Here is a 17,363-nt window from a genome sequence, read left to right as displayed (position 1 = left end):
CGGGTTCGGTCCCGCGTGTGAGAGGTCCGCCACGTGTGCCCACGACGGACTCGCGTACGCTGGCGAGTCACCCGCGTGGGTTTGCGCGGGCCGGAGACCCCGCTCCTCTCCGGCCGTACGACGGAGAGTCCCCACTCCGCCGATCCGCCGCACGCGAGGGATCATCTGGGAGGTACGTACATGTCCGGGACGACCACGGCTGCCGTTCGGCCGCGCCGTCGGGCGGCCGGGGCCGGTGCCAACCGCTGGGTCGTCCTGGTCGTCCTCTGCGTCAGCCTGCTGCTCGTCGCCCTCGACGCGACCGTGCTGCACGTGGCGGTCCCCGCCGTCACCGAGGACCTCAGACCCGGTGCCGTGGAGCTGCTCTGGATCGTCGACGTCTACCCGCTGGTCTGCGCCTCGCTGCTGATCCTCTTCGGCACGCTCGGCGACCGGATCGGGCGCAGGCGCGTGCTGCTCCTCGGCTACGCCCTGTTCGGTGTCGCCTCCGCCGTGGCCGCCTTCGCGCCGAGCGCCCAGACGCTGATCCTCGCCCGCGCGCTGCTCGGCGTCGGCGGTGCGATGATCATGCCCGCGACCCTGTCGATCCTCCGCCAGGTCTTCCCCGACCGGCGTGAGCGCGCGCTGGCCATCGGCATCTGGAGCGCGGTCGCCGCCGTCGGCGCGGCCGTCGGCCCGCTGCTCGGCGGCTTCCTGCTGGAGCACTTCTGGTGGGGCTCGGTCTTTCTGGTCAACATCCCGCTGATGCTGGTCAGCCTGCCGATCGGGCGCATGCTGCTGCCCGAGTCCCGGGGTGAGCGCGACGGCCCCTGGGACGTCACCGGCGCGCTGATGGCGGCGGCCGGTCTGTTCGGCGTCGTCCTGGGCGTGAAGCGACTCGGTGGCGGGGAGCCCGCCACGAGCCCGTTCACCGTGGCGCCGCTGCTGCTGGGCGCGGTGCTGTTGTTCCTCTTCGTCCGGCGCCAGGGGCACCGGCCGCACCCACTGGTCGACCTGCGGATGTTCCGGCGGCCTGCCTTCACCACCGCGGTGGGCTGCATCGTGCTGGCCATGCTCGCGCTGGTCGGCCTGGAGCTGATCGCGGCGCAGTACCTGCAACTGGTGCTGGGGCTGTCGCCGCTGCGGACGGGTCTGCGACTGCTGCCCCTGACCGTCGCGGCGATGGCGGCGGGCCTCGCGGGCGCCCGGATGCTGCGCCGCTTCGGACCGCGCCGGATGGTCAGCGCCGGCTTCTGCCTCACCGCCGCCGCGGTGGTGACGCTGACCGCGATGGGCGGCGAGGACAACGCGGCACTGCTGCTCTGCGGCTTCGTACTGCTCGGCTTCGGCCTGGAGACCACCCTCTTCGGCGCCTACGAGTCGATGCTCAGCGAGGCCCCGGCCGAGCAGGCCGGCGGGGCGGCGGCGATCGGCGAGACCTCGTACCAGCTCGGCGCCGGGATAGGTATCGCGCTGCTCGGCAGCGTGATGAACAAGACCTACGCGCCGGGCCTCACATCGGTGCCGGGCGTCCCCTCGGACGCCTCACGGGCGGCCGGCCACTCGCTCGGCGAGGCCTACGAGGTCGCCGGGCGCCTGGGCGGGCCCGCCGGCGAGGCCCTGCGCCGGGCCGCCCAGGACTCCTTCGTGCACGGGCTCCATGTGACCCTGCTGGTCAGCGCCGGGCTGTTGCTGCTGGGCGCGATGATGGCGCTGCGGCTGCCCCGGATCATGCAGTGCGGCGAGCCGGGGGCGGACGAGGTCCCGGCAGTGGGGGCGGTGCCCGCCCCGCGGGAGCCGCAGAAGCCGAAGGTGTCGGCCTGACCCGCGCTCTGGACGCGCGGGACACCGCACCGTAACGTCAGCCGGAGAGACGTAACTAGCGCTGCTAGTTTTTGGTGAGTTCCAGTGTTCCGGAGGGTGTCCCATGTCCGCGTCCGCGAAGCTGCCCCCGTTCGATGCCGCCGACCCGCTGGGTATCGACGACCTGCTCGACCCGGAGGACCTGGCGATCCGGGACACCGTCCGGGTCTGGGCGGCCGACCGGGTGCTGCCGTACGTCGCCGACTGGTACGAGAAGGGCGAGCTGCCCGGCATCCGGGAGCTCGCCCGGGAACTGGGCGGCATCGGCGCGCTCGGCATGTCCCTGACCGGCTACGGCTGCGCCGGCGCCACGGCCGTGCAGTATGGACTCGCCTGCCTGGAGCTGGAGGCGGCCGACTCGGGCATCCGTTCCCTGGTCTCCGTGCAGGGCTCGCTCGCGATGTACGCGATCCACCGGTTCGGCAGCGAGGAGCAGAAGCGTCAGTGGCTGCCGCGGATGGCCGCCGGCGAGGTGATCGGCTGCTTCGGACTCACCGAGCCCGACCACGGCTCCGACCCCGCGTCGATGCGCACCCACGCCAAGCGCGACGGCGACGACTGGGTGCTCAACGGGCGCAAGATGTGGATCACCAACGGTTCGGTGGCCGGGGTGGCCGTCGTCTGGGCGCAGACGGAGGAGGGCATCCGCGGCTTCGTCGTGCCGACCGACCGCCCCGGCTTCTCGGCGCCCGAGATCAAGCACAAGTGGTCCCTGCGCGCCTCCGTCACCAGCGAGCTGGTCCTGGACGACGTACGGCTGCCCGCCGGCGCGGTGCTGCCGGAGGTCACCGGCCTGCGCGGGCCGCTCGGCTGCCTCTCGCACGCCCGGTACGGCATCGTCTGGGGCGCCATGGGCGCGGCGCGCAGCAGTTTCGAGGCGGCCGTGGAGTACGCGAAGACCCGGGAGCAGTTCGGGCGGCCCATCGGCGGCTTCCAGCTCACCCAGGCGAAACTCGCCGACATGGCGGTGGAACTGCACAAGGGGATCCTGCTCGCCCATCATCTGGGGCGGCGGATGGACGCCGGCCGCCTGCGTCCCGAGCAGGTCAGCTTCGGCAAGCTCAACAACGTCCGCGAGGCCATCGAGATCTGCCGTACGGCGCGGACGATCCTCGGTGCCAACGGGATCTCCCTCGAATACCCCGTCATGCGGCACGCGACCAACCTCGAGTCGGTGCTCACCTACGAGGGCACCGTCGAGATGCACCAGCTCGTGCTGGGCAAGGCGCTCACCGGGCTCGACGCCTTCCGGTGAGCTCCCGGAGGAGGCAGGGCCGGTGAACGGCCCTGCCTCAGCTCTGGTTGAAGAAGCCGTCCTCGCGGCGTGCCGCCGGCTCACCGCTGACGATCTCGGTGTTCGAGGGCGTCAGCAGGAACACCCGGTTCGCGACCCGCTCGATCGTGCCCCGCAGGCCGAAGGTCAGCCCGGCCGCGAAGTCCACCACGCGCTTGGCGTCGGAGGGCTCCATCGCCGTCAGGTTCATGATGACCGGGACGCCGTCCCGGAACAGTTCGCCGATGGCGCGGGCGTCCCGGAAGCTGTCCGGGGTGACCGTGCCGATCCGGCGGCCCTTCTCCTCGGCCGTGTCCGTGGCCACCTTCACCCGGGGGTCCGTGACCCAGGCGTCCGCGGACTCGGTGCCCTCGGAGTAGTCGTCGTCGTAGTAACGCTCGTCATCGTTGTCGTCGACGAGGCCGAGCCACGCACTCGCCTTGCGTACCGATCCCATGGACGCCTCCTCTCACAGCTGTCTTCTTGCTTCCGGCATCCCTATGGTCATCCATGATGCGGACGGTGCGCCAAGTGGATAGACGCCGCGCGGGGGGTTTGTGACGGTACTGGTGCACAGCGGATACGTCGAGAGCCCATGTACCCCAAGGGTCCCGACTCATACGGCTGCTGACTGTGAGTGAAATATGATTGTCGTTGGCGGATGGGTGATGCACGGGGCGTTCGGGTGAACGGCATACCTGATACGAGCCGACAGTCGGCCGATACGATGCCCCGGCTCGAGGTCGCGGCACATCACGGGGGATCGGCGTGTTCGGAATCGTACGGCCGTGCAGTCACCGGCTGGGGGAGGGCCTGAGGGCCCAGTGGATGGCACACCTGTGCGGGCTGTGTCTCGCCCTGCGCCGTGATCACGGGCAGTTCGCCCGCGTCGTGACCAACTACGACGGCCTGCTGATATCCGTCCTGACGGAGGCTCAGGCCGGCCCCGTGGAGGGGTCCCGGCGCACCGCCGGGCCGTGCGCGCTGCGCGGCATGCGGACGGCGTCCGTCGCCCAGGGCGAGGGCGCCCGGCTCGCCGCGGCCGTCTCGCTGGTCCTCGCCTCCGCCAAGGTGCGCGACCACGTCGCCGACCGGGACGGGCTGCTGGTCCGCGGGCCGGTCGCGCTCGCGGCGCGCCGGGTCGCGGCGAGCTGGGGGAAGGCCGGGGCGCACAGCGGCGCCGCCGTCGGGTTCGACACCGGTGTCCTCGTCGACGCCGTCGACCGGCAGACCGGCATCGAGGCCCTGGCGGGGTACGGCACCCCGCTGCTGACGGTCACCGAGCCGACCGAGACGGCGACCGCGGCCGCCTTCGCGCACACCGCCGTGCTGGCAGGGCGGCCGGGCAACGCCGGGCCGCTCGCCGAGGCCGGCCGCCTCTTCGGCCGGCTCGCGCACCTGCTGGACGCCGTGGAGGACCGGGAGGCGGACGCGCGCTCGGGCGCCTGGAACCCGCTCACCGCCACCGGCACCTCCCTCACCGAGGCACGCCGGCTCGCCGACGACGCCCTGCACGGCATCCGGCTGGCGCTGCGCGAGGCGGAGTTCACCGACCGCGGGCTGGTCCACCTGCTGCTCGCGCACGAGCTGAGCCGCTCGGTGGACCGGGCGTTCGGCGGCCACTCGTGCGGACACGCGCCCGAGGCCTCCTTCGGGCCGCCCCCGGGGCACCAGGCACCCCCGGCGCCGGGCAATCCGTACGGCAACCCCTTCGGGGGCGAGCCGCCGCGCCCGGACAAGCGGGGCTTCTGGGCCGGGTGCGCGGCCGCCCTGGGGGTGTGCTGCACCTGCAAGGTGTGCTGCGCCGACGAGTACGAGGGCCCCTGGTCCCGGAAGAAGCGCGAGGGCTGGTGCGGCAACTGCGACTGCGACTGCTCGTGCTGCGAGGCCTGCCAGTGCTGCGAATGCTGTGAGTGCTGTTCGTGCTGCGACTGCTAGGGGACCATCCGGAGGGGTGAATTCCGGCCATGCCCGGAACGGGGGGTGGCGGTGAGGTGTCCACCGTCGCCCGGTCCGGCGGCCCGGCCGTGCACGTGCGGCGCCGGCGGACGGGGGCGCGGCCTCGTCCCCGCCGGTGAACCCGCCTTCACCCTGGCCGGAATCGGCCCGGTGCCGCCCGCCGCCGGCCCGTGCGCGGTGTGCACCGGCCAGGCCATTCCTGAGCCGGCGTCAAGGGGGCGGCGCGCACAGGTGGTTCAAAGCTTGACGGCCGAAAGGCACCCTTGTGCCGACCGGCCGTTCGGCCGAATACTCCCCCTCAGCGCTTGTCAGGAACATGAGCGTTGTTCGGTACCCCGAACGAGTCCCTGACTGCGCCTCACCGGGCCCCGACCCCACGCGGGCCCTCGATTTCCCCTGGGAGGGAATGCAACGTGAGGATCAAGCGCACCACTCCCCGCAGCGGTATCGCAAGACGGACCCGGCTGACCGCCGTGGCGACCGGCTTCCTGGCCGCGGCAGCGTTCGCCGCCCCCACCGCGAACGCCAGCGACGCCCACACGTTCAGCGCCAACCAGCTCACCAGGGCGAGCGACTCCGTCCTCCAGGCCGACATCCCCGGCACGGCCTGGGCGGTGGACGCCAAGAACAACCGCGTCGTCGTCACCGTCGACAGCACGGTGTCCCAGGCCGAGATAGCCAAGATCAAGCAGCAGGCCGGCAGCGACTCGGGCGCTCTCGTCGTCAAGCACACGCCCGGCAAGTTCAACAAGCTGATCTCCGGCGGCGACGCGATCTACGCGAGCAGCTGGCGCTGCTCGCTGGGCTTCAACGTCCAGGACGCCAGCGGCAACTACTACTTCCTGACCGCCGGTCACTGCACCGACGGCGCGGGCACCTGGTGGTCGAACTCCTCGCACTCGACCACGCTCGGTTCCACGGCCGGCTCCAGCTTCCCCGGCAACGACTACGGCATCGTGCGCTACACCAACAGCTCGGTGACCAAGTCGGGTGCCGTCGGCAGCCAGGACATCACCAGCGCCGCGACGCCCTCGGTCGGCACGACCGTCTACCGCCGCGGATCCACGACCGGCACCCACAGCGGCCGCGTCACCGCGCTGAACGCGACGGTCAACTACGGCGGTGGCGACATCGTCTACGGCCTGATCCAGACCACCGTCTGCGCCGAACCCGGCGACTCCGGCGGCCCGCTGTACGGCGGCAGCACGGCGTACGGTCTGACCTCGGGCGGCAGCGGCAACTGCTCCTCCGGCGGCACGACCTTCTTCCAGCCGGTCACCGAGGCGCTGAGCGCCTACGGAGTCCACGTCTACTAGGACGGGACCGCCTTCCGTGTCCCCACGGCCGGACGCGGCCGTGACGGCGACGTGACGGCGCCGGGCCCCCGCACGCTCCTCGCGTGCGGGGGCCTTCGTCTGCCCGCCCTCGGCGGCCCCGATGCGGAGGATCGAATTCCGGCCACCGGCAACGGTCACTGTCCGCGGAGCCGTTGCTCGCACCGGGTGTTTGCAGTGCGAATTCCCTGGGGTGATCGTGAACCCTCAAGTGGGTTGGGGCGCACGCGTGTTCCGCGCGCGCGTCCTGAAGTCGACCTTGTGTGCTCCCTGTGCGGTTCGGAAGAGTGGGCGCCCGTCAACCAGCCTTCCGGCCCGCGCGGTCCCCACAACCCGCGGAGCCGATCCCCCACAGGAGGACATGAGTTGAAGCACCGACGCATACCCGGGCGGCGGATCGCCGTGGCCGGCGCGGGAATCGCCGCACTGGTCGCCGCGGGAGTCACCTTCCAGAGTGCGAACGCCAGCGAGCCCGCCAAGTCCGCCCCGCAGGCGCGGATCCTGTCCGTCCCGGCGGCCGGAAAGCTCGCCTCCACGCTCGTCCGGGACCTCGGTTCCGGAGCGGCCGGCAGCTACTACGACGCCCGGGCGAAGAGCCTCGTCGTCAACGTGCTCGACGCCACGGCCGCCAGGACCGTCGAGGCGGCCGGTGCCAAGGCCAGAGTCGTCGCCAACTCGCTCGCCGAACTCGACGGCGCGCGTGCGACGCTGAAGCAGGACGCGACCATCCCGGGCACCTCCTGGGCGACCGACCCGGTCACCAACAAGGTGGTCGTCACCGCCGACAGAACGGTGTCCGGGGCCGAGTGGACCAGACTGGGCAAGGTCGTCGACGGGCTCGGCGGCAAGGCCGAGCTGAAGCGGTCCGAGGGGCGGTACAAGCCCTTCATCGCCGGCGGCGACGCCATCAGCGGCTCGGGCGGGCGCTGCTCGCTCGGCTTCAACGTGGTCAAGGGCGGACAGCCGTACTTCCTGACCGCGGGCCACTGCACCGAGGCCATCTCGAGCTGGTCCGACTCCTCGGGCGGCGTCATCGGCCAGAACGAGCAGTCCAGCTTCCCGGGCAACGACTTCGGCCTGGTCAAGTACACGGCCCAGGTCGACCACCCGAGCGAGGTCGACCTCTATAACGGCTCGGCCCAGCAGATCACCGGCGCGGCCGAGGCCACCGTCGGCATGAAGGTCACCCGCAGCGGTTCGACCACCCAGGTGCACGACGGCACGGTCACCGGGCTGAACGCCACGGTCAACTACTCCGAGGGCACGGTCAGCGGTCTGATCCAGACGGACGTGTGCGCCGAGCCCGGGGACAGCGGCGGCTCGCTGTTCTCCGGCGACAAGGCCGTCGGTCTGACCTCCGGCGGCAGCGGCGACTGCGCCTCCGGCGGGGAGACCTTCTTCCAGCCGGTCACCGAGGCGCTGTCCGCCACGGGCTCGCGGATCGGCTGACCCGCGCGACGCCCTGCTGTCGAAGTCCCGTCCCCGCGCGCGAGGGGGCGGGACTTCGTGCTGCCGGCACCGGGTGCCGGTGGGCGAGGTGTTTGCGCAGGTGGGAGGGGGTCATTGCGATGTCGCACACTTGTTCGAGAATGGGGGTATGGTGGATGACGGAGTAGGGAACTGATGTTCGAGAGCCGTTCGGGGCTCACGAGTGCGGGAGGTGCGTGTGCCGGGCTTCGCGCATCTGCACACCGTCTCCGGGTTCTCCCTGAGGTACGGCGCCTCCCACCCGGAGCGGCTGGCCGGGCGCGCCGGGGAACGGGGCATGGAGGCCCTCGCCCTGACCGACCGCGACACCCTCGCCGGGGCGGTCCGCTTCGCCAAGGCGTGCGCCGCGGAGGGGGTCCGCCCGCTGTTCGGCGTGAACCTGGCGGTGGCCGGGCCGGAGACCGTCGGCCGGGAGAAGCGCCGCACCCCGGTGCGGGGCGGCGCCTTCATCGACGAGTCGGCCCCCCGGGCGACCTTCCTCGCCCGGGACGGCGCCCGCGGCTGGGCCGACCTGTGCGGGATCGTCACCGCCGCGCACGAGAGCGGGGGCACGCCGCTGCTGCCCTGGTCCGGCAACCACGGCGACGGCCTGACCGTGCTGCTCGGGCCGGGGTCGGACGTGGGCCGCGCCCTCGCCGCCGGGCGCCCCGACCGGGCCGCGAGGCTGCTCGCCCCCTGGCGCGAGGTCTACGGTGACGCGCTGCGGCTGGAGGCCGTCTGGCACGGCCGCGCGGGCACCGGCCCCGGCTCCCTGCGGCTGGCCGCCCGTACCGTCGGCTTCGCCGCCGAGCAGCGGATCCGGCCGGTGCTCAGCAACGCCGTCCGCTACGCCGACCCCGGTCAGGGGCCGGTCGCCGACGTCCTGGACGCCGCCCGCCGGCTGGTGCCGATCGACCCCCGCAAGGAGCTGGACCCGGGCGAGGCCTGGCTGAAGGACGCGCAGGCCATGCTGGCGGTCGCCGAGCGGGTCGTGGAGGCGGCCGGCTACCGGCGCGACACCGCGCACCGGCTGCTGGAGCAGACCGGGGTCACGGCCGCCGAGTGCCTGGTCGACCCCGAGGGCGACCTCGGCATCGGCACCGTCCACTTCCCCGAGGCGCACCTCGTCGGCGCCGGCCGCCGCACCGCCCAGCGGGCGCTCGCCTCGCGGGCGGCGGCCGGGATGGTGCGGCTCGGTCACGCCGGCCGGCGCGCGTACTGGGAGCGGATGCACCGCGAGCTGGACATCATCGCCCACCACGGGTTCGCCTCCTACTTCCTCACGGTCGCCCAAGTGGTCGACGACATCCGGGGGATGGGCATCCGGGTGGCAGCCCGGGGCTCCGGCGCCGGCTCCCTCGTCAACCACCTCATCGGCATCGCGCACGCCGACCCGGTCGAGCACGGGCTGCTGATGGAGCGCTTCCTGTCCAAGGAGCGGGTGGTGCTGCCGGACATCGACATCGACGTGGAGTCCGCGCGCCGGCTGGAGGTCTACCGGGCGATCATCGGCCGGTTCGGCACCGAGCGGGTCGCGACCGTCTCCATGCCCGAGACCTACCGGGTGCGGCACGCCATCCGGGACGTGGGGGCCGCGCTGTCCATGGACCCGGCCGAGATCGACCGGGTGGCCAAGTCCTTCCCGCACATCCGGGCCCGGGACGCCCGCGCGGCGCTGGAGGAACTGCCCGAGCTGAAGGAGCTGGCGGGGGAGAAGGAGAAGTACGGCAGGCTCTGGGAGCTGGTCGAGGGCCTCGACGCGCTGCCGCGCGGAGTCGCCATGCACCCGTGCGGGGTGCTCCTGTCCGACGCCTCCCTGCTCGCCCGTACGCCGGTGGTGCCGACCAGCGGCGAGGGACTGCCGATGTCGCAGTTCGACAAGGAGGACGTGGAGGAGCTCGGACTGCTCAAGCTGGACGTGCTGGGTGTGCGGATGCAGTCGGCGATGGCGCACGCGGTCGCGGAGGTGGAGCGGGCCGCGGGGGAGCGGATCGACCTGGACGCGGTGGCGCCGGGCGACCCGGCGACGTACGGGCTCATCCGGTCCACCGAGACGCTGGGCTGCTTCCAGATCGAGTCGCCGGGCCAGCGGGACCTGGTGGGCCGCCTGCAGCCGAGCACCTTCCATGACCTGGTGGTCGACATCTCCCTCTTCCGGCCGGGACCGGTCGCCGCCGACATGGTGCGGCCGTTCATCGAGGCGCGGCACGGGCGGGCGCCCGTGCGCTACCCGCACCCGGACCTGGAGGAGGCGCTGAAGGACACGTACGGGGTCGTCGTCTTCCACGAGCAGGTCATCGACATCGTCTCCGTCCTGACCGGCTGCGGGCGCGGCGAGGCGGACCGGGTCCGGCGCGGGCTGTCCGACCCGGAGTCGCAGGGGCGGATCAAGGTGTGGTTCGCGCGGGCCGCGGCGGCGAACGGATACGACGCGGAGACGATCCGGCGGACCTGGGAGATCGTCGAGGCCTTCGGCTCCTACGGCTTCTGCAAGGCCCACGCCGTCGCCTTCGCCGTACCGACCTACCAGTCGGCATGGCTGAAGGCGCACCACCCGGCCGCCTTCTACGCCGGGCTGCTCACGCACGACCCCGGGATGTACCCCAAGCGGCTGCTGCTGGCGGACGCGCGGCGGCGCGGGGTGCCGGTCCTGCCGCTGGACGTGAACGTGTCCGGGGTCGCACACAGGATCGAACTGGTGTCTGAATCAGGGGTGTGGGGGCTCCGGCTCGCCCTCAGCGACGTGCACGGCATCAGCGAGGCCGAGGCGGAGCGGATCGCGGCCGGACAGCCGTACGCCTCCCTGCTGGACTTCTGGGAGCGGGCCCGCCCGAGCCGCCCGCTCGCCCAGCGGCTGGCCCAGGTGGGCGCGCTGGACGCGTTCGGCGCCAACCGCCGTGACCTGCAACTTCACCTGACCGAACTGCACCGGGGCGCCCGGGGCGGCGGCGGGGGTCAGCTCCCGCTCGCGGGGGGCCGGAAGACCGCCTCGGCCGGCCTGCCCGACCTGACCCCGCAGGAGCGGCTCAGCGCCGAACTCGGTGTGCTGTCCATGGACGCCTCGCGCAATCTGATGGACGACCACCGGGAGTTCCTCGAGGAGCTGGGCGTGGTGTCCGCGCGCCGGCTGCGCGATGCCCGGCACGGGGAGACGGTGCTGGTCGCGGGCGCCAAGGCGGCCACCCAGACCCCGCCGATCCGGTCCGGCAAGCGGGTCATCTTCTCCACGCTGGACGACGGCACGGGCCTGGTCGACCTCGCCTTCTTCGACGACTCCCACGACACCTGCGCGCACACCGTCTTCCACTCCTGGCTGCTGCTGGTGCGCGGCGTGGTGCAGCGGCGCGGCCCGCGCAGCCTCAGCGTGGTGGGCTCGGCGGCCTGGAACCTCGCCGAACTGCTGGAGGTGCGCCGCGAGAAGGGCCTCGACGGGGTCGCCGCCCTCCTCGCCGGCCCGCCCGGCGGCGTCGCGGACGGCTCCGCGCCGCAGGACGGCGACGGCCCGTCCCGCGCCCGGATCGCCGGTTCGGACGGGCTGCCCCGGCCGGCCGGTTCGGCGGCCCCCGACCCGATGGAGGGCCGGACGATCCGCATGCCCACGGGGTACGAGATGCACCCCTGGGCCGATCTGCGCCCCGCGGGCGAAGGGCCCGCGGTGGGAAGGAAGTTGTGGCACCAGAGTCCGGGGAGTGCGGGATGACCATCCTCTGCGTACGTTTCCAGCTGCCGCCGATGCACGAGGCGGCCCTGCCCGGCCTGCTCGGGCTGCTGGAGGAGTTCACCCCGGTCGTGGAGGCGCTGCCGCCGGACGGGGCGCTGGCCGATCTCCGGGGCGCCGAACGGTACTTCGGGCGCGACGCGGTGGAACTGGCCTCGGTGATCCGGGTCCGCGCCCTCGCGCTGCACGGCGTCGACTGCGCGATCGGTGCCGGACCGGGCCCGATGCTGGCTCGCATGGCGCTGCGCGACGCCCGCCCCGGGGTGACCCGCGCCGTCCCCGATGAGCCGGACGCCGTCGCGGAGTTCCTCGCCGGCCGGCCCGTGGCCGCGCTGCCCGGCGTGGGCCCGGCGACCGCCCGCACCCTGTGCGAGTACGGCCTGGACACGCTCGGCCGGGTGGCCGGCGCACCCCTGTCCACGCTTCAGCGGCTGATCGGCGCGAAGGCGGGCCGCGATCTGCTCGAGAAGGCGAACGGTATCGACCGCGGCCGGGTCGTGCCGAACGCGGTCTCGCGCTCCCTGGCCGCCGAACGCCCCTTCGACATGGACGAGCTGGACACCGGCCGGCATCGCAGGGCGCTGCTGTCGGCGGCCGGGGAGATCGGCGCCCGGCTGCGCGCGGTGGAGAAGGTCTGCCGCACCCTGACCCTCACCGTGCGCTACGCCGACCGCACCTCGACCACCCGCAGCCGCACCCTGGCGGAACCGACCGCGCACTCCGCGGCCCTGACGAGGGCGGCCTACGGCATGTACGAGGCGCTCGGCCTGCAGCGCGCCCGGGTCCGCGCGCTCGCCCTGCGCGCGGAGGGCCTGACCTCCGCCGACCAGGCCGCCCACCAGCTCACCTTCGACCCCGTGGACGAGAAGGTCCGCCGCATCGAGGAGGTCGCGGACCGCGCCCGGGCGAAGTTCGGGCCCCGGGCGGTGATGCCGGGGACGCTGGCCGCCTGAGCCCCCGCCCACCGGCTCAGTTGGCCCACGGCGGAGTGATGACCGTGCCGTCGGCCAGCCGGGCCGTGAGGCCCACCGAGGTGGTGACCCAGGAGAGCGCGGTGTGGTCGGTGGGGTTCTCCACGGTCAGGGTCGTCCCGGCGCCGACGATCACCGTGTCGCCGGCGCGGACGCGCTCGGTCTCGCCGTCGAGGGTGATCAGCAGTTCGCCGACGAGCAGATGGAAGATCTCCTCCCGGTCGACGGTGTGGGCCGGCGCCTTCGTCCCGGCGGGGATCTCGCCCCGCCACGCGCACAGCTCCTTGCTCCGGGTGAGCGGGGTGGCGTACGAGACGAAGCGGGCGCCGTGGATCTCGTGGGTCACGGCCTCGGCCGAGCGGACTACGGGCATGGAGGTCTCCGATCAAGTGGTCAAGTAGCTTGACTATATGGTCAAGCTGCTTGACCTGTTCGTCAAGGGTGTTTCAATGCCTGCGTGCAGAACTCCGAAGCCATGGCCCTGTCCGCCGCCCTGCTCGCCGTCGCGGGCGACCTCGTCCAGCGCATCCATGACGGGGTCGGGGCCCGCGGCTTCACGGACATCCGGCCCGCCCACGGCTTCGCCTTCGCGCGGCTCGCGCCGGACGGCGCCACCGTGACCGACCTCGCCGCGCATCTCGGGGTGACCAAGCAGGCCGCCAGCCAGCTCGTGGAGGAGATCGTGCGCAAGGGGTACGCCGAGCGGCGCCCGCACCCCGCGGACGCGCGGGCCCGGCTCGTCGTGCTCACCGGGCGGGGCTGGGAGTGCACGCGGGCCGCGGAGGCGGCGGCCGCCGAGGTGGTGGGGGTGTGGGCCGAGCTGCTGGGCGAGGGGGAGATCGCGGCGCTGCGGCGGCGTCTGCTGCGGATCGCGCCCAACGGCCCGATACGGCCCGCCTGGTGACGGTCCGTCGACGCGGGGGCGGGGCCGTGGTTATCGCTGGAAGTTTTTACTGACGCGTAACTTCACACTTCCACTACTCGCCCGTAACTTGACGAGTGAACAGCATCCTCGTGATCCGGATCACAGGGACAGGTCGTCCGCCGCACCTCCCTTGAGCCGCAAGGAGATCACACGATGCTGCCCTGGAAGCGAGTGCTCAGACCCCTCACCGCGCTGCTCCTCACCGCCGCCGTCGCCGTCGTCCCCACCGCCGCCGCGCACGCCGACACCGCCCCCAGCTCGGGCTGGAACGACTACTCCTGCAAGCCCTCCGCCGCCCATCCCCGCCCGGTCGTCCTGGTCCACGGCACCCTGGGCAACTCCGTCGACAACTGGCTCTCCCTCGCCCCGTACCTGAAGCACCGCGGGTACTGCGTCTTCTCCCTCGACTACGGACAGCTGTCCGGCGTCCCCCTCTTCCACGGCCTCGGCCCCATCGACAAGTCGGCCGAGCAGCTCGCCGCCTACGTCGACAAGGTGCTCACCGCCACCGGCGCCCCCAAGGCCGACCTCGTCGGCCACTCCCAGGGCGGCATGATGCCCCGCTACTACCTGAGGTTCCTCGGCGGCGCGGCCAAGGTGAACGCCCTCGTCGGCCTCGCCCCCGACAACCACGGCACCGACCTGAGCGGACTGACCAACCTGCTGCCCTACTTCCCGGGCGCCGCGGACCTGATCAATTCCACCACTCCCGGCCTCGCCGACCAGATCGCCGGCTCCGCCTTCCTCGCCAAGCTCAACGCGGGCGGCGACACCGTCCCCGGGGTGCGCTACACCGTCATCGCCACCAAGTACGACGAGGTGGCCACCCCCTGGCGCAACCAGTACCTGAGCGGCCCGGACGTCCGCAACGTCCTGCTCCAGGACCTGTGCCCGCTCGACCTGTCCGAGCACGTGGCGATCGCCCTGTTCGACCGGATCGCCTTCCACGAGGTGGCCAACGCCCTCGACCCGGCCCACGCCTCGGCCACCACCTGCGCGTCGGTCTTCAGCTGACACGCCGCCGGGGCCCGTCCGGCCTGAGCCGCCGGACGGGCCCCGGAGTTCCGCCGGGCTCAGCGGCCCGGCCGGCCGCCCGCCGCGCGCCGCCGGACCGAGAGGAACAGCGCCGCCGAGCCGAGCGCCAGTGCCGCCGCCCCGCCGATCGCGACGTACGAGGTCCCGCTGGAGGCGCCCGTCTCGGCCAGGTTCCGCGCGGTACCGGCGGCCTCCGGCCGGTTGGCCCCGGCCGCCGCCGCGGTGGGCCGCGCGGACGTGCTCGCGTCGTCGTCCCCGTGCCCGTGGTGCTCGATCGTCGACCTGCCGGAGCCCGCCTCGATCTGCTCGTCGGAGGGCGCGGAGGCGCTCGGCGCCGGGGTGGAGCCGTTGCCGGCGGTGCCGTCCCCGGCGGTGCCGCTCCCGGTGGTGCCGCCGCCGGTGGTGCTGCCGGCGCCGCCGCTGCCGCCGAAGTCCACGTCGGAGCAGGAGTAGAAGGCCTCCGGGCTGTCCGAGCGCTGCCAGACCGCGTACAGCAACTGCCTGCCGGTGCGCTCGGGAAGGGTGCCCGCGAAGGTGTAGAAGCCGCCCGAGGGCACCGGGTCGGTGGCCGTCGCGACCGGGTGCTCCAGGTCCAGGTCCGACCAGGCGAGCGGCTTCGCCGGGTCGTAACCGGACCTGGTCGCGTACACCTTGAAGGTCCCCTTGTGCGGGGCGGTCACCCGGTACTTGAAGGTGTACGCCCCGCTGCGCACGCTCGTCGCCGGCCAGTCGGAGCGGGCCAGGTCCAGCCCCTTGAACTCCTCGTTCCCGGCGCTGCACAGCCTGCCGTCGGGGATCAGCTCCCGGTGGCGCCCGGCGGCGTCGCCGATCCGGATGCCGTTCCAGTCGTAGAGCGCCTGGGTGCCGCCCGTCGCCACGGCCGCCCCGCACGCCGCCGACCTCGGGCTCTCCGGGCCCTCGGCGTAGCACTGAGCGACCCGGCTGACCGGGCCGCTCATCGAGCCGTGCGCGGACGCGGGCGCCGCGGCGAGCGCGGTCAAGCCGAGAGCGGCGACGGTGACGGCGGCGGCCTTGCGGCGTGCGGGCATGGGGGAGCTCCTTGGAACGGTCCTCTGGGGCGGGTCGGATCCCGTGGGGTGTTCCGAAGCTAGCCCCGGGGAGCCGTGGAATCGCCTGCCGGGAGCGGTTCCGGGAGATCCTTATGGTGGCGTTAAGGGAGTGCTGAGGCTGGGCTCAGGAAGCCGCGGAGCGCCGCGACGGCCGTGACGCGGGGCGACCGGACGAATGCGGGGCGAAGCGGGTCGTTTGAGCGCATGAGATCTGTGCAGGCGGAGGTGGTACGACGGCGAAAGGAACATGTTCATGGTGGCGACCGGCCCCGACGAGTCTGTGGACCACGCTGCGGTCAGGCGTCACCGGACGCTGTTCCGCGCGATCGAGCGGCGACGCCACCCGAAGCTCCGTCGCAGCGACATCACGGTGACCGACGAGGCGGCGGTCAAGCGCGCCACCAAGGCCGCCGCACTCGGCAACGCGATGGAGTGGTACGACTTCGGCATCTACAGCTATCTCGCCTCGACCATCGGCGAGGTCTTCTTCCCCTCGGCGAGTGGTACCGCCCAGCTGCTCAGCTCGTTCGCGACCTTCGCGGTCGCCTTCCTCGTGCGCCCGATCGGCGGCATGGTGTTCGGGCCGCTCGGCGACAAGCTCGGCCGCAAGCGCATCCTCGCCGCGACCATGATCATGATGGCGGTGGGGACCTTCGCCATCGGTCTCATCCCCTCGCACGACGCCATCGGTCTCTGGGCTCCGGCCCTGCTGATCCTGTTCCGGCTGGTGCAGGGGTTCTCCACCGGCGGAGAGTACGGAGGCGCGTCGACCTTCATCGCCGAGTACGCGCCGGACAAGCGGCGCGGCTACTTCGGCAGCTTCCTGGAGTTCGGCACGCTCGCCGGGTACGTCGGGGCCTCCGGCCTCGTCGTCGTCCTCAGCGGCCTCCTCAGCGACGACCAGATGCTGCACTGGGGCTGGCGCATCCCCTTCCTGGCCGCGGCCCCGCTCGGCCTCATCGGCCTGTACCTGCGGCTCAGGCTCGACGAGACGCCGGCCTTCCAGAAACTGGAGGGCGGCCAGGTCAAGGCGAGCGAGGCCGCCGACGCGGTGGAGACCTCGGCCGCCGGAGACCTCGGCAGGATCTTCAGCCGCCACTGGCGGCCGCTGCTGCTGTGCCTCGCGCTCGTCGCGGCGTACAACATCACCGACTACATGCTGCTGTCGTACATGCCGACGTACCTGTCCGACGAGCTGGGCTACGGAACCAACCACGGGCTGCTGATCCTGCTGGTGGTGATGGTGCTGCAGATGTGCGTCATCAACCAGGTCGGACGGCTCTCGGACCGCTTCGGACGCAAGCCGCTGCTGATGACGGGCATGCTCGGATTCCTCCTCCTGTCCGTGCCGTCCTTCCTGCTCATCCGGCAGGGTGGCGTGGTCCTCATCACCCTGGGCCTGGTCCTGATGGGCCTCTCCCTGGTGGCGATGCTCGGCACGATGTCGGCGGCGCTCCCGGCGATCTTCCCCACCCACGTCCGCTACGGCTCCCTCGCGGTCGCCTACAACCTTTCGACATCGCTCTTCGGCGGCACGACTCCGCTGGTGATCACCGCGCTGATCAGTGCCTTCGGCACCAACCTCATGCCGGCCTACTACGCCACGGCCGCCGCCCTCGTGGGCGTCGTCGCCGTCCTGTGCATGAAGGAGACGGCCAACGAACCGCTGGCCGGCTCTCCGCCCTCCGTCGAGACGGAGGAGGAGGCTGCCGAACTCGTCCAGGTCCAGTTCTCCGAACCCAGGTTCTGAGACCGCGACCGTCCGCCGG

At 72.6% G+C, this 17,363-nt stretch carries 13 protein-coding genes; 10 read left to right on the top strand and 3 right to left on the bottom strand.

What is annotated here, in order from left to right; genetic code table 11:
• Positions 1–180 precede the first annotated feature (180 nt).
• On the top strand, positions 181–1,803 hold the full coding sequence (locus AB0924_RS04520) for an MFS transporter (RefSeq protein ID WP_358934893.1): 1,623 nt from the start codon (positions 181–183) through the stop codon (positions 1,801–1,803).
• Between the two features lie 103 nt (positions 1,804–1,906).
• Entirely contained in the window at positions 1,907–3,097 is a 1,191-nt protein-coding gene (locus AB0924_RS04515) for an acyl-CoA dehydrogenase family protein (protein WP_358934895.1), read from the top strand.
• Positions 3,098–3,134: 37 nt separating this feature from the next.
• Here AB0924_RS04515 and AB0924_RS04510 read toward each other — a convergent pair whose 3' ends face one another.
• The gene (locus tag AB0924_RS04510) at positions 3,135–3,572 is read right to left on the bottom strand and encodes a cell division protein SepF (RefSeq protein ID WP_199209989.1); all 438 of its coding nucleotides are present in this window, start codon (positions 3,570–3,572) and stop codon (positions 3,135–3,137) included.
• A gap of 311 nt (positions 3,573–3,883) precedes the next feature.
• Between AB0924_RS04510 and AB0924_RS04505 the strand changes: the two genes are divergently transcribed.
• The 5 genes from AB0924_RS04505 (at position 3,884) to AB0924_RS04485 (ending at position 12,546) form a co-directional block, all read left to right on the top strand.
• Positions 3,884–5,053 carry a DUF5685 family protein gene (locus AB0924_RS04505; RefSeq protein ID WP_366910626.1) on the top strand — a complete coding sequence of 390 codons (1,170 nt, stop codon included), beginning with the start codon at positions 3,884–3,886 and terminating at the stop codon, positions 5,051–5,053.
• A 434-nt stretch (positions 5,054–5,487) separates the two neighbouring features.
• Positions 5,488–6,390, top strand: a complete 903-nt coding sequence (locus tag AB0924_RS04500) for a S1 family peptidase (RefSeq protein ID WP_358934900.1) — start codon at positions 5,488–5,490, stop codon at positions 6,388–6,390.
• A 384-nt stretch (positions 6,391–6,774) separates the two neighbouring features.
• The gene (locus AB0924_RS04495; RefSeq protein WP_358934902.1) at positions 6,775–7,857 is read left to right on the top strand and encodes a S1 family peptidase; all 1,083 of its coding nucleotides are present in this window, start codon (positions 6,775–6,777) and stop codon (positions 7,855–7,857) included.
• A gap of 217 nt (positions 7,858–8,074) precedes the next feature.
• Entirely contained in the window at positions 8,075–11,575 is a 3,501-nt protein-coding gene (gene dnaE / locus AB0924_RS04490) for a DNA polymerase III subunit alpha (protein WP_358934904.1), read from the top strand.
• Positions 11,572–12,546: a hypothetical protein gene (locus AB0924_RS04485; protein WP_358934906.1), complete on the top strand. Its 975-nt coding sequence runs from the start codon at positions 11,572–11,574 to the stop codon at positions 12,544–12,546. Before dnaE ends, AB0924_RS04485 begins: the two co-directional genes overlap by 4 nt.
• A gap of 16 nt (positions 12,547–12,562) precedes the next feature.
• Here the strand turns inward: AB0924_RS04485 and AB0924_RS04480 are convergent, their stop codons facing one another.
• Entirely contained in the window at positions 12,563–12,937 is a 375-nt protein-coding gene (locus AB0924_RS04480; RefSeq protein ID WP_366910625.1) for a cupin domain-containing protein, read from the bottom strand.
• An 84-nt stretch (positions 12,938–13,021) separates the two neighbouring features.
• On the opposite strand from AB0924_RS04480, the gene AB0924_RS04475 reads away from it, so the two are divergent.
• Together AB0924_RS04475 and AB0924_RS04470 are read left to right on the top strand one after the other, a co-directional pair.
• Positions 13,022–13,468, top strand: coding sequence for a MarR family winged helix-turn-helix transcriptional regulator (locus AB0924_RS04475; RefSeq protein ID WP_366910624.1), 447 nt, complete (start codon positions 13,022–13,024; stop codon positions 13,466–13,468).
• Positions 13,469–13,642: 174 nt separating this feature from the next.
• Entirely contained in the window at positions 13,643–14,503 is an 861-nt protein-coding gene (locus AB0924_RS04470) for an alpha/beta fold hydrolase (protein WP_366910623.1), read from the top strand.
• Positions 14,504–14,562: 59 nt separating this feature from the next.
• Here the strand turns inward: AB0924_RS04470 and AB0924_RS04465 are convergent, their stop codons facing one another.
• A complete protein-coding gene (locus AB0924_RS04465; RefSeq protein ID WP_358934914.1) occupies positions 14,563–15,573 on the bottom strand; it encodes a lytic polysaccharide monooxygenase in 1,011 nt (336 codons plus the stop codon).
• A 274-nt stretch (positions 15,574–15,847) separates the two neighbouring features.
• Here AB0924_RS04465 and proP point away from each other — a divergent pair, with 274 nt between their 5' ends.
• Complete coding sequence (gene proP / locus AB0924_RS04460; protein ID WP_358934916.1) at positions 15,848–17,344, top strand: glycine betaine/L-proline transporter ProP; 1,497 nt, start codon at positions 15,848–15,850, stop codon at positions 17,342–17,344.
• The last annotated feature ends 19 nt before the right edge of the window (positions 17,345–17,363 follow it).

It is taken from the genome of Streptomyces sp. NPDC047869, assembly GCF_040704065.1.
Classification (GTDB): Bacteria; Actinomycetota; Actinomycetes; order Streptomycetales; family Streptomycetaceae; genus Streptomyces.
This window is presented reverse-complemented; position numbering and strand designations above follow the sequence as displayed.

Excerpts from the sequence above, each read along its gene's own strand:
- AB0924_RS04485 (WP_358934906.1), top strand. The coding sequence starts at position 11,572 with ATGACCATCCTCTGCGTACGTTTCCAGCTGCCGCCGATGCACGAGGCG.
- AB0924_RS04470 (WP_366910623.1), top strand. The coding sequence starts at position 13,643 with ATGCTGCCCTGGAAGCGAGTGCTCAGACCCCTCACCGCGCTGCTCCTC.
- AB0924_RS04520 (WP_358934893.1), top strand. The coding sequence starts at position 181 with ATGTCCGGGACGACCACGGCTGCCGTTCGGCCGCGCCGTCGGGCGGCC.
- AB0924_RS04510 (WP_199209989.1), bottom strand. The coding sequence starts at position 3,572 with ATGGGATCGGTACGCAAGGCGAGTGCGTGGCTCGGCCTCGTCGACGAC.
- AB0924_RS04480 (WP_366910625.1), bottom strand. The coding sequence starts at position 12,937 with ATGCCCGTAGTCCGCTCGGCCGAGGCCGTGACCCACGAGATCCACGGC.
- AB0924_RS04465 (WP_358934914.1), bottom strand. The coding sequence starts at position 15,573 with ATGCCCGCACGCCGCAAGGCCGCCGCCGTCACCGTCGCCGCTCTCGGC.
- AB0924_RS04515 (WP_358934895.1), top strand. The coding sequence starts at position 1,907 with ATGTCCGCGTCCGCGAAGCTGCCCCCGTTCGATGCCGCCGACCCGCTG.
- proP (WP_358934916.1), top strand. The coding sequence starts at position 15,848 with ATGGTGGCGACCGGCCCCGACGAGTCTGTGGACCACGCTGCGGTCAGG.